The sequence below is a fragment of the Pseudomonas sp. Z3-6 genome (assembly GCF_051131985.1).
GTDB lineage: Bacteria > Pseudomonadota > Gammaproteobacteria > Pseudomonadales > Pseudomonadaceae > Aquipseudomonas > Aquipseudomonas zanjanensis.
The window spans coordinates 1,054,142-1,078,095 of the sequence record NZ_CP071644.1 but is presented as its reverse complement, the minus strand read 5'-3'; the positions used below and the strand labels follow the sequence as shown (position 1 = coordinate 1,078,095).

The window sequence follows — 23,954 nt, the reverse complement described above, 5'->3', positions numbered from 1 at the left end:
ATGAAACCCTGGTACGGGCTCGGCCTGGGTCTATTGCTCGCCGCCGGCCAGGCATCGGCGGCCACCACGCTGCGCTGCGGCAACCAGTTGATCAGCGTCGGCGACCGCTTGAGCGAAGTGCTGCAGAAGTGCGGACAGCCTGCGGCGCGGGATGACTTGGGCTACAAGCGCAGCGTCAATCGCCGGGAAGAATACCCGGTGGAAGAATTGACCTACGGCCCCAACAACGGCATGTATCAGTACCTGCGTTTCGAGGGCAATCGGCTGGTGGAGATCACCAGCAAGCGGGGGCGGTGACCGGGCCGCTACACAATCAGCAGCATATGAGTTGATCGTGCTGCCGCCTTCGCGAGCAAGCCCGCTCCCACAGTGGATCGCATTTTTCCTGAAGAAACTCGGTTCACTGTGGGAGCGGGCTTGCTCGCGAAAAGGGCAACTCGGTCTCCCTGGCTGCCCAGCCCCATATACATTTTCCACCCTGAAATAGAACAGGCCCCCGACACGAATGCCGGAGGCCTGTAATGGCCACATCCCTATGGCCTTTCGCATGAACTCCAAAGCAACGGCAAGCGTATGACTCAGCCCGCTTGCCGTGCCTTCTCCCAGTCCAGGCGAGAAGTCTTGGCCTTACTCGGCCTTCAGGCCGTCAGCCGATACGTCCTTGACGCCCTTGATTTTCTTGGCGATTGCCACAGCGGTGTCTTTTTGTGCTTCAGTGACTTTGGTCATCGAAGACAGGGACACAACACCTTTATTGGTTTCGACTTTGATATCTGTGCCTGGAATGCCTTTTTCAGTGACTAGGTCAGCTTTGACCTTGGTGGTGATCCAGGTATCGGAAACGTCTTCTTTGGCCTCTGTCACTTCGCCTGCAGCCAGCATCATTGGCGCCTGAGTCGCTTGGGTGGTCTCGGCGAATGCGCTAGCCATGGTCAGGGTCAGAGCGGTAGCAGCGGCGGCAGTGATAGCGAACTTCTTCATACGAGTAACTCCTGTTTTTCTCAGAAACCGCCGGAGATGAATCCCGGCAGGGTTAACAGGAGTAGTGCGAAGGCTGTGCCAGTTTTGAAACATTTATAAATTGCTTATGAATCAGCAGGTTAAGCGAAGCGGCGATTTTGGCGATCATGCAAAATGCATGAGCCGCCGATTTTCGACATGCAACTTGCGGGTTTTAGCCTCTTTCTAAGCTTCTGAATTGCGAAGGGTTTTCTGTGGCGAGGGAGCTTGCTCCCGCTGGGCTGCGTAGCAGCCCTTTTGTTGGCCATACGGCGCAAGCAATCTCGCGCCGCGGTCACGGACTAAACCTCAGTGGATAGGATAATCAAGGAGCAACCGCCACTGTGCAGCCACCTGCGGGCAAAAACTCTTCAGCAACATTGGAAGAGCAGCTCCAGGTACCTGTCCCGGCACGACTGAGGATGATCGTTTTACCTACGATGGAAGAAGGCGCTTCCTTTATGGTGCAAGTGACGCTGGCCGTCCCTGCAGCAGCATCACCTGAAACAGACATCGTGCAGTTGTTGCTCGACGCCGGTACGCCCGTATTGGCAGCCGTTGGAGTGGTCCCTTTATTCAAGAGGTCTTCCACCGGCACCTTCAACGAAGAAGCTTCTGCCAGCCCAACCGTCACCTTCGCCCGCGCCTGGTACTTGGAATACTGCGGCAACGCAAACGTCGCCAGAATGCCGATGATCGCCACGACGATCAGCAGCTCGATCAGCGTAAAGCCCTTTTGCTTATTCATAGACATCTCCCATGCATGAGTCGAAATCTCATGACCTGAAATCGCCATTGCAGGGCACATGCCAACCCTCAAGCCCCATCAATAAAGGGTGTCGATCCCGCACAACGGCGACGTCCTACCTCAACAACCGCACTATCTGACGTTTTTTGTCACCCCGGCCCGCTGGTTTGGCGTGGATGCTTGACTAGGCTATAAGTCATGAACTGTCCGCGTCCGGTATTCCCATGAATGACATCGCCCTCAGCGGCCTGACCAAGCAATTGGTGCTGGCCGAACTGCTCACCGAGCAAAGTGCGCAACAGGCGTATCAACAGGCCCAACGCAGCCGCATCCCCCTGGTCAGCTACCTGGTGCAGAACAAACTGGTCCAGAGCCGCCAGATCGCGGAAATCGCCTCGGAGCATTTCGGCGTGGCCCTGCTGGACCTCAACAGCCTGGACAAGGAAGCCCAACCCACCGGCCTGGTCAGCGAAAAACTGGTGCGTCAGCACCACGCCCTGCCGCTGTGGCGACGCGGCAACAAGCTGTACGTGGGCATCTCCGACCCGACCAATCACCAGGCCATCAACGACATCCAGTTCAGCACCGGCCTGACCACCGAAGCCATCCTGGTGGAGGACGACAAGCTCAGCGACGCCATCGAAAAATTCTTCGAATCCAGTAGCACCGGCCTGGAAGGCATGGGCGACGTCGACCTCGATGGCCTGGACATCGAATCAATCGACGACACCAAGCAGGACGCCATCGGCGGCCAGGACACCGATGACGCGCCCGTGGTGCGCTTCGTCAACAAGATGTTGCTGGACGCGATCAAGGGCGGCTCTTCCGACCTGCATTTCGAACCCTACGAAAAAACCTACCGGGTGCGGGTGCGCACCGACGGCATGCTGCGGGAAGTGGCCAAGCCGCCGATCCAATTGGCGACCCGCATCGCCGCCCGCCTGAAGGTCATGGCCAGCCTCGATATTTCCGAGCGGCGCAAACCCCAGGACGGCCGGCTGAAAATGCGCCTGTCGAAAACCAAGTCCATCGACTTCCGGGTCAACACCCTGCCCACGCTCTGGGGCGAAAAAGTGGTGATCCGGATCCTCGACCCGTCCAGCGCGCAAATGGGCATCGATGCCCTGGGCTACGAGCCGGATCAGAAAGACCTGTACATGGCCGCCCTCAAGCAACCGCAAGGGCTGATCCTGGTCACCGGCCCGACCGGCTCGGGCAAGACCGTGTCGCTGTACACCGGACTGAACATCCTCAACACCGTGGACATCAACATTTCCACCGCCGAAGACCCGGTGGAAATCAACATGGAAGGCATCAACCAGGTCAACGTGAACCCGCGCCAGGGGCTGGACTTCGCCCAGGCCCTGCGCTCGTTCCTGCGCCAGGACCCGGACGTGATCATGGTCGGCGAGATCCGCGACCTGGAAACCGCCGAAATCGCCATCAAGGCCGCCCAGACCGGGCACCTGGTGCTTTCCACCCTGCACACCAACAGCGCCGCCGAAACCCTGATCCGCTTGCAGAACATGGGTATCCCGGGGTTCAACATCGCCACCGCCGTACACCTGATCATCGCCCAGCGGCTGGCGCGCAAGCTGTGCAACCACTGCAAGAAGGCCATCGAGATTCCCGAGGAAACCTTGCTCAAGGAAGGTTTCCCCCGGGAACGCATCGGCTCATTCACGATCTATGAGCCGGTCGGTTGCGAACAGTGCAACCACGGTTACAAAGGGCGCGTGGGGGTTTACGAAGTGGTCAAGAACACGCCAGAGCTGCAACGGTTGATCATGGCCGAGGGCAACTCACTGGAAATCGATCTGCAGATGCGCAAGGACGGCTTCAATGACCTGCGCGCATCGGGGCTGCTCAAAGTGATGCAGGGCGTTACCAGCCTCGAAGAAATCAACCGGGTCACCAAGGATTGAACATGGCGGTCAAGGCAGTCAAAACCGATGTGTACACCTGGGAAGGCAAGGACCGCAAAGGCACGAAAATGACCGGTGAGCTGACGGGCCAGAGCCCGGCCCTGGTCAAGGCACAACTGCGCAAGCAAGGCATCAACCCGGAGAAGGTCCGCAAGAAATCCACCTCGATATTCAGCAAGGGCAAGCGCATCAAGCCGCTGGACATCGCCCTCTTCACCCGCCAGATGGCCACGATGCTCAAGGCTGGCGTACCGCTGCTGCAAGCGTTCGACATCATCGGCGAGGGCTTCGACAACCCCAACATGCGCAAACTGGTGGATACGGTGAAGCAGGAAGTTGCCGCCGGCAACAGCTTCGCCGCCTCGCTGCGCAAATGCCCGCAGTATTTCGACGAGCTGTACTGCAACCTGGTGGACGCCGGCGAACAGGCCGGCGCCCTGGATACGCTGCTGGACCGGGTCGCGACCTACAAGGAAAAGAGCGAAGCCCTCAAGGCCAAGATCAAGAAAGCCATGACTTACCCGACGGCGGTGATACTCGTCGCAGCGGTGGTCACGGGCATCCTGCTGGTCAAGGTGGTGCCGCAGTTCGAATCGGTCTTCTCCGGGTTCGGGGCGCAGCTGCCGGCCTTCACGGTGATGGTCATCGGCCTGTCGGAGCTCATGCAGGAGTGGTGGTGGATGCTGCTGGGCGGTTTGGCCGGGGCGTTTTTCGGGGTGAAATATGCCCTCAAGCGGTCCCAGGCGTTTCGTGACTGGCGGGACAAATGGCTACTCAAGCTCCCCTTGATCGGCACCTTGATGTACAAGTCCGCGGTGGCTCGCTTTGCCCGCACGCTCTCGACCACCTTCGCCGCCGGCGTGCCGCTGGTCGAAGCCCTCGATTCGGTGTCGGGCGCCACCGGCAACGTGGTATTCAAGCGCGCCGTGCAGCGCATCCGCCAGGACGTCTCCACCGGCATGCAGTTGAATTTTTCCATGCGCGCGTCGGGGATCTTTCCGAACCTGGCCATCCAGATGACCGCCATCGGCGAGGAATCCGGCGCACTGGACGACATGCTCGACAAGGTCGCGAGCTTTTATGAGGCCGAAGTGGACAATCTGGTGGACAACCTCACCAGCCTGATGGAACCCTTCATCATGGTGATCCTGGGGATCGTCGTCGGTGGCCTGGTGGTTGCCATGTACTTGCCCATCTTTCAACTCGGCTCTGCGATCTGACATGCCCTTGAGCGAATTTTTCGTGCTGTATCCCCTGGCTTTCGTGCTCGTTGCGGCATTGCTCGGCCTGATCATCGGCAGCTTCCTCAACGTGCTGGTGTGGCGCCTGCCGAAGATGCTCGACCGCGAATGGCGCTTGCAAGCCCACGATTTGCTGGGCCTGCCGGCTGAGGCCCCGGGGCCGGTCTATAACCTGATGTTGCCCCACTCCCAGTGCCCGCACTGCGACCATCGCATCCGCGCCTGGGAAAACATCCCCGTGCTCAGCTACGTGATGTTGCGCGGCCGCTGTTCGAGCTGCGCCGCGCCCATTGGCAAGCGTTACCCCCTGACCGAAGTGGCCTGCGGCGCGTTGTCGGCGTTCGTCGCCTGGCATTTCGGCTTTGGCTGGCAGGCCGGCATGGTGATGGTGTTGACCTGGGGCCTGCTGGGCATGAGCCTGATCGACGCCGAGCACCAATTGCTGCCCGATACCTTGGTGCTGCCGTTGTTGTGGCTGGGCTTGATCGTCAACAGCTTCGGCCTGTTCGTTCCCTTGGACCAGGCGATGTGGGGCGCGGTGGTCGGCTACCTGGCGCTGTGGTCGGTGTTCTGGGTGTTCAAGCTGATCACCGGCAAGGAAGGCATGGGCTACGGGGACTTCAAGCTGCTGGCAATGCTGGGCGCCTGGGGCGGTTGGCAAATCCTGCCGCTGACGCTGCTCTTGTCGTCGCTGGTGGGCGCCGTTATCGGGGTCATTGTGCTGCGCCTGCGTGACGCTCCCGGGTCGACACAAATTCCCTTTGGGCCTTATCTGGCCATTGCCGGCTGGATTGCCTTGCTCTGGGGTGGTCAAATAACCGACTTCTACTGGCAGTCTGTCGGTTTCTAATGTCGATCTTCTATGAATAACCCTCTGGAAAAACCCTGGATCCTCGGCCTGACCGGTGGCATCGGCAGCGGCAAGAGCGCGGCGGCCCAGCATTTTATCGACCTGGGTGTGCATGCCGTCGACGCTGATCACGCCGCACGCTGGGTGGTCGAGCCCGGGCGCCCGGCGCTGGCGAAAATCGCCGAACACTTCGGCCCAGGCGTATTACAGGCCGACGGCGCCCTGGACCGTGCGGCGCTGCGCAAGCTGATTTTCGAGCAGGCCGAGGAACGCCGCTGGCTCGAAGCACTGCTGCATCCGTTGATCGCCGAGGAAATCGCCCATCACCTGGCCCAGGCACAATCGCCCTACGCGATCCTGGTGTCGCCGCTGTTGATCGAGTCAGGCCAGTACGCCATGACCCAGCGGATCCTGGTGATCGACGCGCCAGAACAATTGCAGATCGAACGTACCTTACAGCGCGACCAGACCAGCGAGCAGCAGGTCCAAGCGATCCTCAAGGCCCAATCCAGCCGCCAGGATCGCCTGAGCCATGCCGACGACGTGGTGGTCAACGACCGCGACCTCGCCTGGCTGCACAGCGAGGTCGAGCGCCTGCATCACTTTTACCTTACTTTGCGTGGAGGCCAATCATGAGCCAAACCCCAACCGTTGATTGTCCAACCTGTGGCGCACCCGTGGAATGGAGCCCGGAGAGCAAATTCCGGCCGTTCTGTTCCGACCGCTGCAAACTGATCGACCTGGGCGCCTGGGCGTCGGAAGAACACAAGATCCCCGTGGCCCCGGACGCCGAGGATGAGTTGTTCAGCGAAGACTTCAATCCTCGCTCCCATCACTAAGGCCCGGTCTGAATCATTGTGGCGAGGGAGCTTGCTCCCGCTGGGGCGCGTAGCGTCCCCCAAAAAACGATGAGTGCTTCGCACTCAAGCGGGAGCAAGCTCCCTCGCCACAGGCTCATTGTCCTCTCAGGTAAAGGAGTTATCTCCTAAGGCCGCATGAAACCGTAATCCTGTTCATCGTCGAGGTTTTCCGCCAGGAAACTCAACTCGTCGGCCAGGTCTTCAGCGCTGCGCACGGTCTTGCTCTGCTGCACGATGGCACTGAGCAAGGCACGCAGGCTCAAGCCCGGGTCGAAACCGATCTCCATTGCGGCATCGTGGCTACGCCTGATCTCTTGTCTGGCCCACTCATAAACACTCATGGTTGTGCTCCTGGAAGTTTTCCAGAGCATGAAGGGCGTGTGATGGAGCAGCCTTGACGTGAATCAAGGCTTGTCATCATCGTTCCACGGCGCCGACAGGTAGCGCGTGCGGTTGAAGGTCTCCAGCCATTCGGGGCTGAACACCACCAACGCACTGATCACCATGCCGTTGATGAACGCCTCGGGAAAGATGATCAGCCAGAGGTAGCCGATGAAATCCTCCAACCAGTAAGGCATGGCGAATATCCCGTCGTACCACAGCAGGCCAAGCCCAAGCAGCAGGCACGCCAATGCCGAAAGCGCGGCGGCGAGAAACCCCGAACAGAAGATGTAGACGAACAGATTGCGTGGCTGGGCGCGCTCCACCACGATCGCGCAGCATTCGGTGATAAGCACCGGCAGCAGGATCAACAGCGCGCCGTTGACCCCGACCGCCGCCATGTCCTGGCGTCCCAGCAGCACCAGCGCAAGCTGCGCGCACAAGCCACCCAGGATCGCCAACGGCCAGTCCAGCAGCAACGTCACGGCGGTCATGCCGATGAAATGATACGAGACACCCGTATCGAAATCCCGGCGTACCAGCCACAGCATGAACAACGCCAGCACCGTGCCGAATAACAGATGCTGGCGACGGCTGTCGGTGAACAGCTCGACCCACGGTGCCCGCACCACGGCCCAGGCCAACACCGGCACATACACCAGCCAGCCGGCCGCCTGGGTCTGCGAGGAGAGCAGTTCGGCACCGATCATGGGTTACTCCGTTCGTTCGCTATTGGGGAGCGACACTTCCTGGTTGTTGTACCAGAGCCATTGCAAACCTACCAAAGCCTACCGACCAATCCGAATAGTCATTCTCATGCATGAAGATGAAAACGTCTTGTGGACGAACCTGGGCTTGAATACCGAGGTTGTCGGCAATTTTTTTGTAGAGCTCGCGCTTCATCGCATCACTGCGGCCCCTGCGCATCGTAATCTCAATCACGATCAAATGGTCTGAACGATCCACACCGTTAAACGTGCGGCTGTAGAAAAACTGCTCGGGATCGTAGTCCGTGACCAGGTTGAACAATTCATCCTCGGGCATGCCAATGCTCTCGACCAGCGCTTGGTGTATGCCCTCGACAATGCGCTGGCGTTGCGACTGGCTGGTGCCCTTGGTGACGGCTGTACGAACGAATGGCATGTGAGTTGCTCTCAATTGATTGGGGAAGTTCTCCCCAGTCGTCGCGACGTCAAACAATCGTCAAGCCCCAGGAAGCCGAGGAATTCTGCGAAATCCCCACCGTACCGGATACCGATTTATACGCCCGATGTAATTGAGTTAAAGTCACTTCATGAAACGTCACCTACCCCCATTGAATGCACTGCGTACCTTCGAGGCGGCTGCCCGCCTGGGCAAGATGAATGCGGCCGCCGAAGAGTTGTCCGTCACCCCGGGCGCTGTCAGTCGCCAGGTCCGTCAGTTGGAGCTGAGCCTTGGCGTGGACCTGTTCGAAGGTCCAAAGAACAAACCGCAGCTCACCCCTGCCGGGCAAGAACTCCTGCCGGAATTGACGGCCGCGCTGGATCAGATCGAGGCCGCGGTGGGCAGGGTCCGAGACACGGCGACCGGCACCCTGGACGTGTCCTGCTTCAGCACGTTCACGGTCAAGTGGCTGATTCCCCGCCTTTTCGACTTCAATACAACTTACCCGCAGATCAAGATCCGCTTGAGTTCACCGATCCATGGGACCGACCCGGGGCGGGACCGTTATGACGTGATGATCACGGCAGAACAGGACGTCGTGGATGAATGCGAAAACACCGTCCTGTTGTTCCCCGAACGCTTGGGCATCGTCTTGGCGCCGTCCTTATCCGCGCGTATCCCATTGACTGACTTGAGCTCGATTTTTCGCCATCCCCTCCTGCACACCAAAACCCGCCCGGATGCCTGGGCGAACTGGGGCGATGCGATGGGATACCCCGCCAGCGCGCCGGCCGGACTGGAATACGAGCACTATTACTTTACGTTGGAGGCGGCGATTGCCGGCTTGGGGATTGGTGTCGCGCCATGGCACCTGGTGGCCGATGACATTCGCCTGGGTCGCCTGGTGGCACCGTTCGGATTTCAGCCAAGCCGCTACACCTATATCGCCAAGCGCAGCGCGCAACACAGCAAGAAACGGGATCTTTTCTGCGCCTGGTTGGCGCGTCAGGCTGAACAGGATGGCCTGCCGAGCCCTGCCTGAGGTTCATCCTGTGGGAGCGGGCTTGCTCGCGAAGGCGGCATTACAGTCAACGATGATGTTGAATGTGCTGTCCTCTTCGCGAGCAAGCCCGCTCCTACAATGGGGCCTGCGGTGTACATGAGTTTTGTGGCAACAGCATTACCTGCCTGAGCGAAAATTTCGCCCCATCACAGCAGCTTTATTTTTTTTGACCACATTTGAACGCTAAGCTTGGGCTCATGGATGACTCCGATTACTTACGCCTGCTGACCATCGCGGCCGAGCAAGCCAACGCCTTTCTTTCCAATGCCCGCAAATGGGAGCGTGAGCGTTGGGTCTGCCAGCGTCTGCTGCAAGGGCTGAACGTGCCTTATCGGGCCGACGAGTTCGCCCCGGCCGGGGAGCCGCCGGACGTACTGTTTCGCGATGCCAATTTCGAGGTGTTTTTCGTGCTCGACGAGGGCCGTCGCCTCAATGACGAATGGCGCGATGAACTGCAACGCCGCCGCAGCGCCTTTTCCCTGAGCCAACTGGTGCGGCGCGAAGCCAAGCCCAGGCGGATCCCGGCCAATGAATTCCTGCTGCGCCTGGCCCCGACGCTGCGCAAGAAAGCCCACAACTACACCGAACGCGGCATGGACCTGGGCGACCTGGACATCATCGCCTTCGCCAGCCTCAAGCGCGAAGTGCTGGACCTCAACAGTCACTTCCCGCCGCCGACCGAATACCTGCGCCAGGGCTGGCGCTCGCTGTCGCTGGTGGGGCCGACGTTTGCCCGGGTGCTGTTCGCCCATCCCGATGCACCGGATTTCCTGCGCGGCAACCTGGGCCGCAGCATCGTCTTCGATGTGGGGATCAGCCTGTGAGTCCATTGCAAGAACTGATCGCCGCCGTGCCGCAACAGGGCCGTGTGCGCTGGATCGGCGTGCGTCCCCAAGGCCACGCACCGATGATCGAACTGGACGCCGTGGAGGCGCGCCTGGAGGCCGGGCTGACCGGCGATCATGCCCGCCCCGGTGTGCGCAATGCGCGGCAAGTCACGCTGATCCAATGGGAGCACCTGGCCGTGATCAGCGCACTGATGGGCCGCCCCGAGGACCAGCCGGTGCTGCCACAGGCACTGCGGCGCAACATTGTGGTCAGCGGCATCAATCTGTTCAGCCTCAAGGGCCGGCGCTTTCGCATCGGCCAGGCCATTTTTGAAACCACCGGCTGGTGCCAGCCCTGCGCCCGATTGGAGCGAAACCTCGGCGAAGGTACATTCCAGGCCGTACGCGGCCATGGCGGAATCACCGCCCGGGTGTTAAAAAGTGGAATCATTCGCCTGGACGACCCCCTGGCCGTCGAACCCGTGCCGGCGAGCGGCTATGCTGCTTTCAATGCCGGCTAGCCGGACGCTGTAACGTCTTCACATTCCGCAACGTCTACCTGACGAGGCCTTTATGACCAGCCGCCTGAACCCAGACGACCAGAAGCATGTCGAAGAGTACCTGCAACTGTCCCAGCACCGAGTCGAGCGCCGGCCTTTCCGGCCGTGGATGCTCCTAGTGGTGGTACTGGCCATCACGATTGGCCTGGGCCTGTTGAGCCGACTGATCAGTTACCTGACGCTATGAGCCGCTTGATGCTCGCGCGGGTAACGGCACCGAATTCCTTTAGCCTTGCGAGATATCCCCATGACTCATCGTATTGTCATCGTTGGCGGCGGCGCCGGCGGCCTGGAGTTGGCTACCCGTCTGGGTAAGACTCTGGGCAAGCGCGGCACGGCCAGTGTGATGCTGGTCGACGCGAACCTGACCCACATCTGGAAACCCCTGCTGCACGAAGTGGCTGCCGGCTCCCTCAACTCTTCCGAAGACGAACTCAACTACGTTGCCCAGGCGAAATGGAACCACTTCGAGTTCCAACTGGGGCGCATGAGCGGCCTGGATCGCGAGCGCAAGAGAATCCAGCTGGCCGCCACCTATGACGAGGCGGGCATCGAGCTGCTGCCGGCCCGGGAACTGGGCTACGACACCTTGGTGATTGCCGTCGGCAGCACCACCAACGATTTCGGCACCGAAGGCGCGGCGCAACACTGCCTGTTCCTCGACACCCGCAAGCAGGCGGAGCGCTTTCACCAGCAATTGCTTCATCACTATCTGCGTGCCCACGCCGGGCAGACCGATATCGTCGAGCGCATCAGCGTCGCCATCGTCGGCGCCGGTGCGACCGGGGTCGAACTGGCGGCAGAGCTGCACAATGCCGCCCACGAACTGCACGCCTATGGTCTGGACCGGATCAAACCAGAGAACATGCACATCACCCTGATCGAGGCCGGGCCACGGGTGTTGCCGGCACTGCCGGAACGCATCGGCGGACCGGTGCACAAGACGTTGGAAAAACTCGGCGTCAACGTGATGACCAACGCCGCTGTCAGCCAGGTGACCGCCGACAGCCTGATTACCGCGGACGGCAAAGTGATCGACGCGAGCTTGAAGGTCTGGGCGGCCGGGATTCGCGCGCCAGAATTCCTCAAGGATATCGACGGGCTGGAGACCAACCGGATCAACCAGCTGCAAGTGCTGCCGACGCTACAGACCACTCGCGACGAAAACATCTTTGCCTTCGGCGATTGCGCCGCCTGCCCGCAACCCGGCAGCGATCGTAACGTTCCGCCCCGCGCCCAGGCCGCGCACCAGCAAGCCTCGCTGCTGGCCAAATCGCTGAAACTGCGGATCGAAGGCAAGGCCCTGCCCGACTACAAATACACCGACTACGGCTCGCTGATCTCGCTGTCGCGCTTCTCGGCGGTGGGCAACCTGATGGGCAACCTGACCGGCAGCGTAATGCTCGAAGGCTGGCTGGCGCGGATGTTCTATGTGTCGTTGTACCGCATGCACCAGATGGCGCTGTACGGCATGTTCCGCACGGCCATGCTGATGTTGGGCAGCAAGATCGGGCGCGGGACCGAGCCGCGGCTGAAGTTGCATTGAGGATAAAAAGCGAAGCGCCAACCGCTGGTGGTGGCGCTGAGTTTTAGAGGTGCATCGCCTGTTCCATCGTCTTCGCGAGCAAGCCCGCTCCCACAGGAGAGCGAGTACCACATGAGTACGCGATCTCCTGTGGGAGCGGGCTTGCTCGCGAAGACGCCAGTGCAGTCAACAGTTATCTAAACGATAACACTCGATCTGCGCAGCCAATCATTCAAACCTGAAACCGCTGCACCATCGTGCGCAGCGAATTCGCCAGTTGCGACAACTCATGGCTGGACGCACTGGTCTGATCCGCGCCGGAAGCCGAGCGCACCGACAAATCACGAATGTTCACCAGGTTGCGATCGACCTCGCGGGCCACTTGTGCTTGCTCCTCGGCAGCACTGGCGATGACCAGGTTGCGCTCATGGATCTCGCTGACCGACGCCGTAATGGTGTGCAGCGCTTCCCCTGCCCGCTCCGCCATCGCCAGGGTGCTTGCCGCACGACTGGAGCTGGCCTGCATGGAATCGAGTGCTTGGGTGGCACCGCTGCGCATGCCTTGGACCATCTGCTCGATTTCCTGGGTCGATTGCTGCGTGCGATAAGCCAGCGCCCGCACCTCGTCGGCCACCACCGCGAAGCCACGTCCACTCTCTCCTGCCCGGGCCGCTTCAATGGCCGCGTTGAGGGCCAGCAGGTTGGTCTGCTCGGCGATGGCGCGGATTACGTCCAGCACCTTGCCGATATCCTGCGACTGGTTGGCCAAAGATTGCACCAGGCCGCCGGTCACTTGCACATCGTTAGCCAGGGCGCCAATGGCCTCGACCGTGTCGCTGACCCGCTGCTGCCCCAGGGATGCCGACTCACTGGACTGACGCGTGGCATCGGAAGTGGAAACCGCATTGCGAGCAACCTCCTCCACAGCGGTGGTCATCTCGGTGACGGCGGTGGCGGCCTGTTCAATTTCGTTGTTCTGTTGCTGCAGGCTGTTGGTGCTGTCGAGCGTGACGGCGTTCAGCTCATCGGCTGCCGTGGCCAGTTGCGCGGCCGAGCCGCTGATGCCCTGCAACGTCTCGCGCAGATTCTGTTGCATGGCCGCCAACGCCTTGAGTAAACGGCTGACTTCGTCGTTGCCATGGGTTTCGATCGGTCGGGTCAAGTCACCCCGGGCGACGCTCTCCGCAGCATCCAGCGCCTCGCCCAGGGGTTTGACGATACTGCGCGTGAGCAACATGGCCAAGGCCACCGTGGCCAGGGCGGCAAGCACAATGAACAGGCTGACGATCATGCGGGAATTGGCGTAGTGCTCCTGGGACTTCTGGCTCTCGATGGACACCTGCTTGGAGAACAACTCCGCCAGATCGTTGAGCTGCTTGCCGGAACCGTCCACCACGGTCTTCATGTCCACCAGCAGCAACTTGATCAGATCATCCCGACGCCCCTGTTCCGCCAGGGTGAAGGATTGCGCGATACCGGTACGGTACGCAGCGAACGTCTGCTTGAACTGGTCGTAAAGGGCCTTGCCTTCAGGCGTCACGACGAGTTTTTCGTAGGCCGCGATTTTTTCGCCCAACTCCTTGTCGCGGGTGTCCATCTGGCCGCGGTACACCGGGATGTTCTTCGGGTCCTGGTCCAGGGCCATACGCAGGGAGATCGTGCGGATCCGCAACATCCACTCGCGAATCTCGTCACCCCCGCGAATGCTGGGCAGCCATTGGGTTTCCACGGCGACTTCACTGTCACGAATGCTCGACATCTGCCCCAGCGCGAACACCCCGAGCAACGCCACCAGCGCAGCGATCACAGCAAAACCCAACGCCGCACGGGGGGCGATATTCAACCGGCGAAGAAACATATAAGGGTGCCTTTTTTATTGTTGGCCTGAGGTTGGGGCCAGGCCCCTGTCGGTGGGTTATCGGCAGGTTGTACGATGACTTAAGTCAGTGCACTTTATCGCAGGCAAAAAAAATCCCCGTATCTTTCGATACGAGGATTTTTAATATGGTCGGGGTAAGGGGATTCGAACTCCTGACATCCTGCTCCCAAAGCAGGCGCGCTACCGGACTGCGCTATACCCCGGTAAAAAAAAGGCGACCTTTGCAAGTCGCCTTCCTCGATCAGTGCTTTTGGCCTCTGATCTTAAGATTCGATTCCAGCGAGCTGGTTTCAAAAATGGTGGGTCGTGTGGGATTCGAACCTACGACCAATTGGTTAAAAGCCAACTGCTCTACCAACTGAGCTAACGACCCAAATATGGTCGGGGTAAGGGGATTCGAACTCCTGACATCCTGCTCCCAAAGCAGGCGCGCTACCGGACTGCGCTATACCCCGATTGAAATGGCTCCGTGACCAGGACTCGAACCTGGGACCCAATGATTAACAGTCATTTGCTCTACCGACTGAGCTATCACGGAACTGATATTTCAAGTTACTGCTATTTGAAGCTACATCGTTGAATCTCGCTTCAACCTCTTCCACCGCCTGCATCGCTGCGTTCGTGTGTCTGAGGCGCGCTATTCTACAATTTTCAAAACCTCTGTCAACCCCTTAAATTGCTTTCAAGACAATGATTTGCAACTTATTTTGGATTCCTTCTCAGTGAGAAGTAACCCTTGGGGTGACGTACTGCGGGGCGCACTTTACAAGCCTTTTCCTTTGAGTTCAACGGCCTGATGAAAAAAATGGCCTCGCAAGGCAAGGCCATTTCAATCGCCAGCAGTCCCGGCTATCAGTTAAAGACGATTTCGTCGTTCTCCACCGTACCGGTCACGGTTTCGCCCGGCATGAAGCGACCCGACAGAATCAGCTGCGCCAGCGGGTTTTCGATCCAGCGCTGGATCGCCCGCTTCAGCGGCCGAGCGCCATAGACCGGGTCGTAACCCACCGCGATCAGCTTGTCCAACGCCTCATCGCTCAATTGCAGTTTCAGCTCGCGCTCGGTCAGGCGGCTGCGCAGGCGGCCCAACTGGATCTCGGTAATCCCGGCAATCTGATCCCGGGCCAACGGCTCGAAGATCACCACTTCGTCGACCCGGTTGATGAACTCTGGCCGGAAGTGGGTAGAGATTGCGTCCATGACCGCCGCGCGCTGCGCCTCGCGATCACCCACCAGTTCCTGGATCTGCGTCGAACCCAGGTTAGAGGTCATCACGATCACCGTGTTGCGGAAGTCCACTGTGCGCCCGTGGCTGTCGGTCAGGCGACCATCCTCCAGCACTTGCAGCAGGATGTTGAACACATCCGGGTGCGCCTTCTCGACCTCATCGAGCAGGATCACCGAGTACGGCTTGCGCCGCACAGCCTCGGTCAGGTAGCCGCCCTCTTCGTAGCCGACATAACCCGGTGGTGCACCGATCAGCCGTGCCACCGAATGTTTCTCCATGAACTCGGACATGTCGATGCGCACCATCGCCTCCTCGGTATCGAAGAGGAACTCGGCCAGTGCCTTGCACAGCTCGGTTTTACCGACACCGGTCGGGCCGAGGAACATGAACGAGCCGCTCGGACGGTTAGGGTCCGACAACCCGGCTCGGGACCGGCGCACGGCGTTGGACACCGCCACCACCGCCTCTTCCTGACCGATCACGCGCTGGTGCAGCAGGCTTTCCATCTTCAGCAGCTTGTCGCGCTCGCCTTCGAGCATCTTCGAGACGGGAATGCCGGTCCACTTGGAAACCACTTCGGCGATCTCTTCCTCGGTCACCTTGCTGCGCAGCAACTGGTTTTCGCTCTTGCCGTGCTGGTCGACCATTTGCAGGCTGCGCTCCAGGTCCGGGATCACCCCGTACTGCAGCTCGGCCATGCGGTTGAGGTCGCCTTTGCGGCGAGCCGCTTCCAGTTCCTGGCGAGACTGTTCGATCTTCTGCTGAATCTGCGCAGACCCCTGAACCTCGGCTTTCTCCGAGTTCCAGATTTCCTCGAGGTCGGAATACTCACGCTCGTGACGCACGATTTCTTCCTGCAACCTCTCCAGACGTTTCTTCGCCGCTTCGTCGCTTTCTTTCTTCAGGGCCTGGGACTCGACCTTGAGTTGAATCAGGCGACGCTCCAACCGATCCAGCACTTCGGGCTTGGAGTCGATTTCCATGCGGATGCGGCTCGCGGCCTCGTCGATCAGGTCGATGGCCTTGTCCGGCAATTGCCGGTCGGTGATGTAGCGGTGGCTGAGCTTGGCCGCCGCGATGATCGCGCCGTCGGTGATCGCCACCTTGTGGTGAACTTCGTAGCGCTCTTTAAGGCCACGCAGGATGGCGATGGTGTCTTCTTCGCTCGGTTCCTCCACCAGCACTTTCTGGAAGCGCCGCTCGAGGGCCGCATCTTTCTCTATATATTGGCGGTACTCGTTGAGCGTGGTCGCGCCAACACAGTGCAACTCGCCACGGGCCAACGCTGGCTTGAGCATGTTGCCGGCGTCCATCGAGCCTTCGCCCTTGCCCGCACCGACCATGGTGTGCAGTTCGTCGATGAACAGGATGATCTGCCCTTCCTGCTTGGACAGCTCATTGAGCAGGGACTTGAGTCGTTCTTCGAACTCGCCGCGGTACTTGGCACCGGCGATCAGAGCCCCCATGTCCAGGGACAACAGGCGCTTGCCCTTGAGGCCGTCCGGCACTTCACCGTTGATGATGCGCTGGGCCAAGCCCTCGGCGATGGCGGTTTTACCCACGCCAGGCTCACCGATCAGCACCGGATTGTTCTTGGTACGGCGTTGCAGCACCTGGATCGTGCGGCGGATCTCATCGTCGCGACCGATCACCGGGTCGAGCTTGCCTTCCTCGGCACGCTTGGTCAGGTCGACGGTGTATTTGTCCAGCGCCTGGCGCGACTCTTCGTGGTTGGCGTCGTTGACCGCTTCGCCGCCACGCAGGTTGTTGATGGCGTTTTCCAGGGCTTTCTTGCTCACCCCTTGGCCAAGCAGCAACTTGCCGAGCTTGCTGTTCTCGTCCATGGCGGCGAGCAGCACCAGCTCGCTGGAAATGAACTGGTCGCCCTTCTGCTGGGCCAGGCGATCGGCCTGGTTGAGCAGCCGCGCCAGGTCCTGGGACATGTTCACGTCACCGGTCGGATTCTGGATCTTGGGCAACTGGTCGAGTTCTTTGGCCAACTCTTTGCGCAGGCTGTTGACGTCAAAGCCGACCTGCATCAACAGCGGCTTGATGGAGCCGCCCTGCTGTTCGAGCATGGCTTGCATCAAATGCGCCGGTTCGATACCGGGATGGTCCAGGCCGACGGCCAGGGACTGGGCATCGGACAGGGCCAATTGCAGTTTGCTGGTTAAACGATCAATACGCATGGGTCACCTTCCTAATGAGCAGGCCGGACCTAGAAAACATCCTGAATGAAGAAACCTGCCAGATACCGTTATAGATGTGGTCGATTCTGGAAGATTCAAGCCGGGCGCCCTTGATGCAGATCAGAGAAGTCTAGCGCTCGATCCAGATCAGCGAGGCGAAGCGACCGGTGCGCGGATTGCGCCGGTAGGAAAAGAAACGTGGGTCGGTCACGGTACAGAAACCGCCGCCGTAAACGGCCGTGACACCCCGTGCCGCCAGACGCAGCCGTGCCAATGCGTAGATGTCGGCCAGGAATTTGCCGGCGTTGGGGCTCGCGACGAAGGCTTCGGCCGCCTGGGGCAGCTGCGCGATGAAGGCTTCACGCACTTCCGGTCCGACTTCGAAGGTGTGCGGGCCGATGGCCGGGCCGAGCCAGGCCAGGATTTCATCCGCAGGCACGGCAAGGCTGTCGAGGGTGGCTTCCAGCACACCGTTCGCCAACCCGCGCCAACCGGCGTGGGCCGCCGCGACGCGGGTGCCGGCACGGTTGCAGAACAGCACCGGCAAGCAATCGGCGGTCATCGCCGTGCACGCGATACCCGGCGTGGCGGTCCAACTGGCATCGGCGGTCGCCACCTGGGTCGGGTCAGCCTCGACCACGGCAATGCCGTGGACCTGCTGCAGCCAGGCCGGGGTGATGGCGAAGGGATCGGTGAGGCGGCGGCGGTTTTCGGCGACGGCCGTGGGGTCGTCGCCGACATGGTCGCCCAGGTTGAGGCTGTCGAACGGCGCCAGGCTGACGCCGCCCTCGCGGGTGGTGACGCAGGCCTTGACCCGGGCCGGCGCGGGCCAGTCGGGTGTCAGCCAGTCACTCATCCGATGAACGCCTCGCGGTCCTGCTTGAGCAACGTCAGCAACCAGACGAAATCATCCGGCAGTGGTGATTCCCAGCTCATGCGCTTGCCGGTCGTCGGGTGATCCAGCTCCAGGAAACGCGCGTGCAGCGCCTGGCGCGGGAAACTCTTCAGCGATTCGACCATGGTCTGGCTGGCGGCCGGCGGAATGCGGAAACGACCGCCGTAGGCCGGGTCGCCCACCAACGGGAAGTTGATGTGGGCCATGTGCACGCGAATCTGGTGGGTACGGCCGGTTTCCAGCTTGACCCGCACGTGGGTGTGGGAACGGAAACGCTCCAGCACGCGGTAATGACTGACCGCCTGCTTGCCGCCTTCCATCACCGCCATGCGCTGGCGCTGCTGGCCGTGGCGACCGATCGGGGCGTTGATCTTGCCACCGGCGGTGACCACACCGATCACGATGCACTCATAGATGCGGCTGACGCTGCGGCTTTGCAGCTGTGTGACCAGCTGTGTCTGCGCCTGGATGGTCTTGGCCACCACCATCAGGCCGGTGGTGTCCTTGTCCAGGCGATGGACGATGCCGGCACGGGGCACATTGATGATGTCCGGCACGTGGTGCAACAAGGCGTTGAGCAGCGTGCCGTCGGCATGACCGGCCGCCGGGTGCACCACCAGGCCCGCAGGCTTGTTGATCACCAGGATGTCATCGTCTTCATAGACGATGTCCAGGGCAATGTCCTGGGCGACCCATTCTCCCTGGGCCTCCTGCTCGGCAGTCAGCTCGAGGATGGCACCGCCGTGGACGATGTCGCGCGGGCGGATCACCGCCCCATCCACAGTCAGGCGGCCGTCCTTGATCCAGGCGGAAAGGCGCGAGCGAGAGTGCTCGGCAAAGAGTTGTGCGGCGACTTGATCGAGGCGTTGGCCGCCCAATTCGGACGGCACCTCTGCGCGAAGTTCTATTTTATCGGACATGCTCGGACTGGGCGTCGGCACAGCCTTTGGTTTCGGCTGCGCGCTTGTGGTTAAATACGGCGTCTTTTGCCCCGAGGCTTTCAACGGGGCGCTCATCATAACAGGACGGCCCCGCCCAAGACAGCGGCCGTCATAGGGACGCAAGCCGCCATGCAAGTGAAACACCTGCTGCTGATCGCCATCCTCGCATTGACTGCTGCTTGCTCGTCGAAGGAAGTCGTAGACGAAAACCTGAGCGAAGTCGAACTGTACCAACAGGCGCAGAACGACCTGGATAACAATAGCTATACCAGCGCCACCGCCAAGCTGAAGGCGCTGGAGTCGCGGTATCCGTTCGGTCGCTACGCCGATCAGGCCCAATTGGAGCTGATCTACGCCAACTACAAGAACGCCGAGCCGGAAGCCGCCAAGTCCGCCGCCGAGCGCTTCATTCGCCTGCACCCGCAGCACCCGAATGTCGATTACGCCTATTACCTCAAGGGCCTGACCTCCTTCGACCAGGACGTCGGCCTGCTGGCGCGCTTCCTGCCGCTGGACATGACCAAGCGTGACCCGGGCGCCGCGCGCGACTCCTACAACGAGTTCGCCCAGCTGACCAGCCGCTTCCCCAACAGCCGTTATTCGCCTGATGCCAAGCAGCGCATGATCTACCTGCGCAACCTGCTGGCTTCCTACGAAATCCACGTGGCCGACTACTACCTGACTCGTCAGGCCTACGTCGCCGCCGCCAACCGTGGCCGCTACGTGGTGGAAAACTTCCAGGAAACCCCTTCGGTGGGTGATGGCCTGGCGGTGATGACCGAAGCCTACCAGCGCCTGCACCTGGACGACCTGGCCGCCACCAGCCTGGAAACCCTCAAGCTGAACTACCCGGATCACCCTTCGCTGGTCGACGGCCAGTTCACACCGCGCGTTGACGAAGCCGACAACCGTTCGTGGCTGAGCAAGGCGACCTTGGGCCTGATCGAGTCCCGTCCACCGCTGCCGCCGGGCGAAACCCGCGCCAACCAGGACGTACAGCGTCAGTTCCAGGATGCCAAGGAAGCCATCCCGAACGAACTCAAGCCCAAGGATGAAAATGGCGACGTGATCGAGGAAGAAGAGCCTGAGAGCGATTCCAGCGACCGCTCGTGGTTCAGCTACATGACCTTCGGCCTGTTCGACTGAGCCAAGGCACCTGCAAAAAGGGAGACCCGACGGTCTAATGCCGTTCACTTAAGAAAAATGATGACCCTGTGGCGAGGGAGCTTGCTCCCGCTCGGCTGCGAAGCAGTCGTAAACCGGCGGGTGCGGTGTGTCTGATACGCCACACTTGGCAGGTTTTGGGGCCGCTTCGCGGCCCAGCGGGAGCAAGCTCCCTCGCCACGGGTTTGCCGTTTGCCTCAAGTGAACAGCATTGACCCGATGGTCTCCCTTTTTTGTGCCCGGGTTTTATTGCGCTGTGCGCCGTTCCTGTCCTTGGCTAAACTGCCTGATCTCTAGCCAAAAAGCCGCCCATCATGCTTCGTTTATTGATCTTGTTCGCAGTCGTTGCCTTCGCTATCTGGATCTTTCGCGGGGTGAAGAAGACCGGCGGCCGCGCATCCCGCCCCACCCAGGAACAGGACGCACCGCCCATGGTCCGTTGCGCCCATTGCGGCGTACACCTGCCCCGTGACCGGGCACTGGCCCTCGAACAGCAATGGTATTGCAGCCAGGCTCATCTCGAGCAAGGCCCGGGCACTCGTGAGCGCTGAGGCTACAAGCCCACGCATCAAACAGGCGCAGCGCCTGCTGCGCCTCTACCACCTGTACCGCCTGAGTATCGGCATCACCCTGGTGCTGCTGATCTCCAGCAACATGGACAACCGCCTGCTGGAATACGCCAACGACGACCTGTTGCGCAGTGGCAGCTGGTTGTACCTGGTCTTGAATATCCTGCTGGTGGTGTTCCTGGAAAACACCCGCCGCCCTGCCCGGCTGTTCGGCCTGGCCCTGACCGACGTGCTGCTGCTCTCGTGGCTGTTCTTCGCCGCGGGCGGCGCCCCCAGCGCCATCGGCAACCTGATCATCGTCTCGGTGGCCATCGGCAATACGCTGCTGCGCGGCCGGATCGGCCTGTTGATCGCGGCCGTCGCCACCCTTGGCATCGTCGGTTCGAGTTTATTTCTTGGCTTGAGCGACTCGAACCGTCCCAGCAGTTACTTGCAAGCCGGCACCCTCGGGGCGTTGTGTTTTGCCGCCGCGCTGCTGGTGCAGGGCCTGACCCGACGTTTGGAAGCCAGCGAAACCCTGGCCGAGCAGCGGGCCAGCGAAGTGGTCGGACTGGAAGCCCTCAATGCCCTGATCCTGCAACGCATGCGCACCGGCATCCTGGTGCTCGACCGCCAGCGCCGGGTCCAACTGGCCAACGAAAGCGCGCTGAACCTGCTGGGCATGCACGACCTGGTCGGCCAACCGATCGACGATTGCTCCAGCGCCCTGGTCGAGCGCCTGCAACTCTGGCTGAACAACCCCAGCCTGCGCCCGCCCAGCCTGACCATCAGCGGCACGGGCCTGACCCTGCAACCGAGCTTCATCGCCCTGGGCCACAACGACCAGCAGCAGATCCTGGTGTTTCTCGAAGACCTGGCCCAGGTGGCCCAACACGCCCAACAGCTCAAGCTCGCCTCCCTCGGGCGCCTGACCGCCGGTATCGCCCATGAAATCCGCAACCCCTTGGGCGCCATCAGCCACGCGGCGCAATTGCTGCGCGAATCCGAGGAACTGAACGACGCGGATCGGCGTCTGACGCAGATTATTCAAGATCACTCCCAACGAATGAATCGCGTCATTGAAAACGTCCTGCAGCTGTCTCGCCGCCAGCAAACCACACCCCAGCGCCTTGACCTGCGGGCCTGGCTCGATCAGTTCGTCCGGCAGACCCGCGAAAGCATGGCCGACCACCAACGATTGCACTTGAGCATCGACCCGGGCGACCACACCACGCTCATGGACCCCGACCAACTCACCCAGGTGCTCGACAACCTGCTGCGCAATGCCTGGCGCCACAGCGCGATGGCCCATGAACAGGCCGACGCCTGGCTGAAACTGTTCATCGACCCTCACAGCCAGCTGTCGACCCTGGACATCATCGACAACGGCCCCGGTGTCACGCCCGAGCAGCAGGCGCATCTGTTCGAACCCTTCTTTACCACCAGCAGCCAGGGCACCGGCCTTGGGCTCTATCTGTCCCGTGAGCTGTGCGAAAGCAACCAGGCCCGCCTAGACTTCAAACCACGCCAAGGCGGCGGCTGCTTTCGCATCACTTTTGCTCACGGACGGAAACAGATTTGAACAATCGCTCACGGCAACGAATCCTGATCGTCGATGACGAACCGGACATCCGCGAACTCCTGGACATCACCCTGGGCCGGATGAAACTCGACACCCGCAGCGCCAAGAACCTTGCCGAGGCCCAAGCCCTGCTGGCAGGGGATGCCTTCGACCTGTGCCTGACCGACATGCGTTTGCCCGACGGTACCGGCCTGGAGCTGGTGCAGCACATCCAGCAACGTTATCCACAACTGCCCGTGGCGATGATCACCGCCTATGGCAGCCTGGAAACCGCCATCGACGCCCTCAAGGCCGGCGCCTTCGACTTCCTGACCAAACCGGTCGACCTGGGTCGGCTGCGGGAGCTGGTCACCAGCGCCCTGCGCCTGCCACCGATCGCCACACCGACCAGCACCCTCGAACGCTGCCTGCTAGGCGACTCGTCCCCCATGCTCGGTGTACGCAAGCAGATCGAGAAACTTGCTCGCAGCCAGGCCCCGGTGTACATCAGCGGTGAATCGGGCTGCGGCAAGGAGCTGGTCGCCCGGTTGATCCACGAACAAGGCCCCCGCGCCAACCAGCGTTTTGTACCGGTCAACTGTGGGGCGATTCCCACGGAACTGATGGAAAGCGAGTTCTTCGGCCACCGAAAAGGCAGCTTTAGCGGCGCCATCGAAGACAAGCCTGGGCTGTTCCAGGCCGCCCATGGCGGAACCTTGTTCCTCGATGAGGTGGCCGACCTGCCCTTGGCGATGCAGGTCAAGCTGTTGCGAGCCATCCAGGAAAAGGCCGTGCGCGCCGTGGGCGGCCAGCAGGAAGAAGTGGTGGATGTGCGCATCCTCTGCGCCACCCACAAGGATCTCGACGCCGAAGTCGCCGCCGGGCGCTTTCGCCAGGATTTGTATTACCGGCTGAACGTCATCGAATTGCGCGTACCGCCGTTGCGTGAACGCCGCGAAGACATCGAGCCCTTGGCCAACCACATGCTCCAGCGCCTGGCCAGCGCTACCGGCAGCCCTGCGGCAAAGCTCCATCCGCGAGCCCTGGAAGCCCTGCAGAACTACCGTTTCCCGGGCAATGTGCGGGAATTGGAGAACATGCTTGAGCGGGCCTATACCTTGTGCGAACAGCAACTGATCGAAGCGGATGACCTGCGTCTGGCCGAGGGCAATGCGACTGAGGCGGGCAATCCCGATTTGATGCAGGTCGACAATCTCGAGGATTACCTGGAAGAGGTCGAGCGCAAGCTCATTCTCCAGGCATTGGAAGAAACCCGCTGGAACCGCACGGCGGCGGCGCAGCGGTTGAAGTTGTCGTTTCGGTCGATGCGGTATCGGTTGAAGAAGCTTGGGCTGGATTGAGCCACGGTTTCGAAGCCCACGTATTCCCCTGTGGCGAGGGAGCTTGCTCCCGCTGGGCTGCGC

The 23,954-nt window shown here is 61.0% G+C and carries 23 protein-coding genes, 4 tRNA genes and 2 pseudogenes; 15 read left to right on the top strand and 14 right to left on the bottom strand.

Translation table 11 applies throughout. The features are described 5' to 3' along the window. A complete protein-coding gene (locus J3P88_RS04910) occupies nt 1–297 on the top strand; it encodes a DUF2845 domain-containing protein (RefSeq protein ID WP_186709067.1) in 297 nt (98 codons plus the stop codon). A gap of 330 nt (nt 298–627) precedes the next feature. On the opposite strand, the gene J3P88_RS04905 is transcribed toward J3P88_RS04910, so the two are convergent. Together J3P88_RS04905 and J3P88_RS04900 are read right to left on the bottom strand one after the other, a co-directional pair. Continuing rightward, entirely contained in the window at nt 628–981 is a 354-nt protein-coding gene (locus J3P88_RS04905) for a BON domain-containing protein (RefSeq protein WP_186709064.1), read from the bottom strand. A 343-nt stretch (nt 982–1,324) separates the two neighbouring features. After that, on the bottom strand, nt 1,325–1,747 hold the full coding sequence (locus tag J3P88_RS04900) for a pilin (protein ID WP_186709061.1): 423 nt from the start codon (nt 1,745–1,747) through the stop codon (nt 1,325–1,327). Nucleotides 1,748–1,971: 224 nt separating this feature from the next. Between J3P88_RS04900 and pilB the strand changes: the two genes are divergently transcribed. Genes pilB through yacG form a run of 5 tightly spaced genes read left to right on the top strand, consistent with a single transcriptional unit; the run spans nt 1,972 to nt 6,602 of the window. Next, nucleotides 1,972–3,672 carry a type IV-A pilus assembly ATPase PilB gene (gene pilB / locus J3P88_RS04895; protein WP_434574293.1) on the top strand — a complete coding sequence of 567 codons (1,701 nt, stop codon included), beginning with the start codon at nt 1,972–1,974 and terminating at the stop codon, nt 3,670–3,672. A 2-nt stretch (nt 3,673–3,674) separates the two neighbouring features. Further along, nucleotides 3,675–4,892 carry a type II secretion system F family protein gene (locus J3P88_RS04890; RefSeq protein WP_186730373.1) on the top strand — a complete coding sequence of 406 codons (1,218 nt, stop codon included), beginning with the start codon at nt 3,675–3,677 and terminating at the stop codon, nt 4,890–4,892. Nucleotide 4,893: 1 nt separating this feature from the next. Continuing rightward, on the top strand, nt 4,894–5,763 hold the full coding sequence (locus J3P88_RS04885; protein WP_434574292.1) for a prepilin peptidase: 870 nt from the start codon (nt 4,894–4,896) through the stop codon (nt 5,761–5,763). Nucleotides 5,764–5,775: 12 nt separating this feature from the next. After that, nucleotides 5,776–6,399: a dephospho-CoA kinase gene (gene coaE, locus J3P88_RS04880; RefSeq protein ID WP_434574291.1), complete on the top strand. Its 624-nt coding sequence runs from the start codon at nt 5,776–5,778 to the stop codon at nt 6,397–6,399. Then, a complete protein-coding gene (gene yacG, locus J3P88_RS04875) occupies nt 6,396–6,602 on the top strand; it encodes a DNA gyrase inhibitor YacG (RefSeq protein ID WP_186709040.1) in 207 nt (68 codons plus the stop codon). The genes coaE and yacG overlap by 4 nt, the downstream gene beginning before the upstream one ends. A gap of 146 nt (nt 6,603–6,748) precedes the next feature. Here the strand turns inward: yacG and J3P88_RS04870 are convergent, their stop codons facing one another. The 3 genes from J3P88_RS04870 to J3P88_RS04860 all read right to left on the bottom strand — a co-directional run bounded on the left by J3P88_RS04870 (nt 6,749) and on the right by J3P88_RS04860 (nt 8,147). After that, the gene (locus J3P88_RS04870) at nt 6,749–6,964 is read right to left on the bottom strand and encodes a hypothetical protein (RefSeq protein WP_053125334.1); all 216 of its coding nucleotides are present in this window, start codon (nt 6,962–6,964) and stop codon (nt 6,749–6,751) included. A 63-nt stretch (nt 6,965–7,027) separates the two neighbouring features. Further along, nucleotides 7,028–7,714, bottom strand: coding sequence for an energy-coupling factor ABC transporter permease (locus J3P88_RS04865; protein ID WP_434574288.1), 687 nt, complete (start codon nt 7,712–7,714; stop codon nt 7,028–7,030). 19 nt (nt 7,715–7,733) lie between these two features. After that, a complete protein-coding gene (locus J3P88_RS04860; RefSeq protein WP_434574286.1) occupies nt 7,734–8,147 on the bottom strand; it encodes a tautomerase family protein in 414 nt (137 codons plus the stop codon). A 151-nt stretch (nt 8,148–8,298) separates the two neighbouring features. On the opposite strand from J3P88_RS04860, the gene J3P88_RS04855 reads away from it, so the two are divergent. The 5 genes from J3P88_RS04855 (at nt 8,299) to J3P88_RS04835 (ending at nt 12,146) form a co-directional block, all read left to right on the top strand. Further along, on the top strand, nt 8,299–9,192 hold the full coding sequence (locus J3P88_RS04855) for a LysR substrate-binding domain-containing protein (RefSeq protein ID WP_434574284.1): 894 nt from the start codon (nt 8,299–8,301) through the stop codon (nt 9,190–9,192). A gap of 218 nt (nt 9,193–9,410) precedes the next feature. Next, entirely contained in the window at nt 9,411–10,037 is a 627-nt protein-coding gene (locus tag J3P88_RS04850; RefSeq protein WP_186709015.1) for a DUF1780 domain-containing protein, read from the top strand. Continuing rightward, nucleotides 10,034–10,561, top strand: coding sequence for an MOSC domain-containing protein (locus J3P88_RS04845; RefSeq protein WP_186709012.1), 528 nt, complete (start codon nt 10,034–10,036; stop codon nt 10,559–10,561). Before J3P88_RS04850 ends, J3P88_RS04845 begins: the two co-directional genes overlap by 4 nt. Before the next feature lie 52 nt (nt 10,562–10,613). Next, complete coding sequence (locus tag J3P88_RS04840; RefSeq protein ID WP_039593877.1) at nt 10,614–10,787, top strand: DUF3094 family protein; 174 nt, start codon at nt 10,614–10,616, stop codon at nt 10,785–10,787. A gap of 60 nt (nt 10,788–10,847) precedes the next feature. Continuing rightward, nucleotides 10,848–12,146 (top strand): NAD(P)/FAD-dependent oxidoreductase, encoded by a 1,299-nt coding sequence (locus J3P88_RS04835; RefSeq protein ID WP_186709009.1) that lies wholly within the window; start codon nt 10,848–10,850, stop codon nt 12,144–12,146. Nucleotides 12,147–12,357: 211 nt separating this feature from the next. Here the strand turns inward: J3P88_RS04835 and J3P88_RS04830 are convergent. From J3P88_RS04830 to rluD, 9 genes and pseudogenes are all read right to left on the bottom strand, one after another. Then, nucleotides 12,358–12,957 (bottom strand): annotated as a pseudogene (locus tag J3P88_RS04830) (methyl-accepting chemotaxis protein); the annotation flags it as partial. 303 nt (nt 12,958–13,260) lie between these two features. Then, nucleotides 13,261–13,983, bottom strand: a pseudogene (locus J3P88_RS04825) (MCP four helix bundle domain-containing protein); the annotation flags it as partial. A gap of 147 nt (nt 13,984–14,130) precedes the next feature. Further along, nucleotides 14,131–14,207 (bottom strand) — tRNA-Pro (locus tag J3P88_RS04820). 94 nt (nt 14,208–14,301) lie between these two features. Further along, a tRNA-Lys gene (locus J3P88_RS04815) sits at nt 14,302–14,377 on the bottom strand. A 5-nt stretch (nt 14,378–14,382) separates the two neighbouring features. Next, a tRNA-Pro gene (locus tag J3P88_RS04810) sits at nt 14,383–14,459 on the bottom strand. A 7-nt stretch (nt 14,460–14,466) separates the two neighbouring features. Beyond that, nucleotides 14,467–14,542: transfer RNA gene (locus tag J3P88_RS04805), tRNA-Asn, on the bottom strand. Nucleotides 14,543–14,856: 314 nt separating this feature from the next. Beyond that, the gene (clpB, locus tag J3P88_RS04800; RefSeq protein ID WP_186708990.1) at nt 14,857–17,421 is read right to left on the bottom strand and encodes an ATP-dependent chaperone ClpB; all 2,565 of its coding nucleotides are present in this window, start codon (nt 17,419–17,421) and stop codon (nt 14,857–14,859) included. A gap of 130 nt (nt 17,422–17,551) precedes the next feature. Then, nucleotides 17,552–18,277: a peptidoglycan editing factor PgeF gene (gene pgeF, locus J3P88_RS04795; protein ID WP_434574281.1), complete on the bottom strand. Its 726-nt coding sequence runs from the start codon at nt 18,275–18,277 to the stop codon at nt 17,552–17,554. Further along, entirely contained in the window at nt 18,274–19,236 is a 963-nt protein-coding gene (gene rluD / locus J3P88_RS04790; RefSeq protein WP_212798930.1) for a 23S rRNA pseudouridine(1911/1915/1917) synthase RluD, read from the bottom strand. The genes pgeF and rluD overlap by 4 nt, the downstream gene beginning before the upstream one ends. Before the next feature lie 150 nt (nt 19,237–19,386). On the opposite strand from rluD, the gene J3P88_RS04785 reads away from it, so the two are divergent. The 4 genes from J3P88_RS04785 (at nt 19,387) to J3P88_RS04770 (ending at nt 23,891) form a co-directional block, all read left to right on the top strand. Then, entirely contained in the window at nt 19,387–20,403 is a 1,017-nt protein-coding gene (locus J3P88_RS04785) for an outer membrane protein assembly factor BamD (protein ID WP_186708980.1), read from the top strand. Nucleotides 20,404–20,735: 332 nt separating this feature from the next. After that, nucleotides 20,736–20,972: a PP0621 family protein gene (locus J3P88_RS04780; protein WP_186708979.1), complete on the top strand. Its 237-nt coding sequence runs from the start codon at nt 20,736–20,738 to the stop codon at nt 20,970–20,972. Beyond that, complete coding sequence (locus J3P88_RS04775; RefSeq protein WP_434574279.1) at nt 20,962–22,551, top strand: two-component system sensor histidine kinase NtrB; 1,590 nt, start codon at nt 20,962–20,964, stop codon at nt 22,549–22,551. Before J3P88_RS04780 ends, J3P88_RS04775 begins: the two co-directional genes overlap by 11 nt. Next, a complete protein-coding gene (locus J3P88_RS04770; RefSeq protein WP_434574277.1) occupies nt 22,548–23,891 on the top strand; it encodes a sigma-54-dependent transcriptional regulator in 1,344 nt (447 codons plus the stop codon). Before J3P88_RS04775 ends, J3P88_RS04770 begins: the two co-directional genes overlap by 4 nt. Nucleotides 23,892–23,954: the final 63 nt, after the last annotated feature.

Bases quoted from the DNA above. Each gene is read 5' to 3' on its own strand.
- J3P88_RS04905 (WP_186709064.1), bottom strand. From the start codon at position 981: ATGAAGAAGTTCGCTATCACTGCCGCCGCTGCTACCGCTCTGACCCTG.
- J3P88_RS04865 (WP_434574288.1), bottom strand. From the start codon at position 7,714: ATGATCGGTGCCGAACTGCTCTCCTCGCAGACCCAGGCGGCCGGCTGG.
- clpB (WP_186708990.1), bottom strand. From the start codon at position 17,421: ATGCGTATTGATCGTTTAACCAGCAAACTGCAATTGGCCCTGTCCGAT.
- pgeF (WP_434574281.1), bottom strand. From the start codon at position 18,277: ATGAGTGACTGGCTGACACCCGACTGGCCCGCGCCGGCCCGGGTCAAG.
- J3P88_RS04860 (WP_434574286.1), bottom strand. From the start codon at position 8,147: ATGCCATTCGTTCGTACAGCCGTCACCAAGGGCACCAGCCAGTCGCAA.
- coaE (WP_434574291.1), top strand. From the start codon at position 5,776: ATGAATAACCCTCTGGAAAAACCCTGGATCCTCGGCCTGACCGGTGGC.
- J3P88_RS04910 (WP_186709067.1), top strand. From the start codon at position 1: ATGAAACCCTGGTACGGGCTCGGCCTGGGTCTATTGCTCGCCGCCGGC.
- J3P88_RS04850 (WP_186709015.1), top strand. From the start codon at position 9,411: ATGGATGACTCCGATTACTTACGCCTGCTGACCATCGCGGCCGAGCAA.
- rluD (WP_212798930.1), bottom strand. From the start codon at position 19,236: ATGTCCGATAAAATAGAACTTCGCGCAGAGGTGCCGTCCGAATTGGGC.
- J3P88_RS04900 (WP_186709061.1), bottom strand. From the start codon at position 1,747: ATGAATAAGCAAAAGGGCTTTACGCTGATCGAGCTGCTGATCGTCGTG.
- J3P88_RS04870 (WP_053125334.1), bottom strand. From the start codon at position 6,964: ATGAGTGTTTATGAGTGGGCCAGACAAGAGATCAGGCGTAGCCACGAT.
- pilB (WP_434574293.1), top strand. From the start codon at position 1,972: ATGAATGACATCGCCCTCAGCGGCCTGACCAAGCAATTGGTGCTGGCC.
- J3P88_RS04835 (WP_186709009.1), top strand. From the start codon at position 10,848: ATGACTCATCGTATTGTCATCGTTGGCGGCGGCGCCGGCGGCCTGGAG.
- J3P88_RS04780 (WP_186708979.1), top strand. From the start codon at position 20,736: ATGCTTCGTTTATTGATCTTGTTCGCAGTCGTTGCCTTCGCTATCTGG.
- J3P88_RS04785 (WP_186708980.1), top strand. From the start codon at position 19,387: ATGCAAGTGAAACACCTGCTGCTGATCGCCATCCTCGCATTGACTGCT.
- J3P88_RS04855 (WP_434574284.1), top strand. From the start codon at position 8,299: ATGAAACGTCACCTACCCCCATTGAATGCACTGCGTACCTTCGAGGCG.
- J3P88_RS04885 (WP_434574292.1), top strand. From the start codon at position 4,894: ATGCCCTTGAGCGAATTTTTCGTGCTGTATCCCCTGGCTTTCGTGCTC.
- yacG (WP_186709040.1), top strand. From the start codon at position 6,396: ATGAGCCAAACCCCAACCGTTGATTGTCCAACCTGTGGCGCACCCGTG.
- J3P88_RS04840 (WP_039593877.1), top strand. From the start codon at position 10,614: ATGACCAGCCGCCTGAACCCAGACGACCAGAAGCATGTCGAAGAGTAC.
- J3P88_RS04890 (WP_186730373.1), top strand. From the start codon at position 3,675: ATGGCGGTCAAGGCAGTCAAAACCGATGTGTACACCTGGGAAGGCAAG.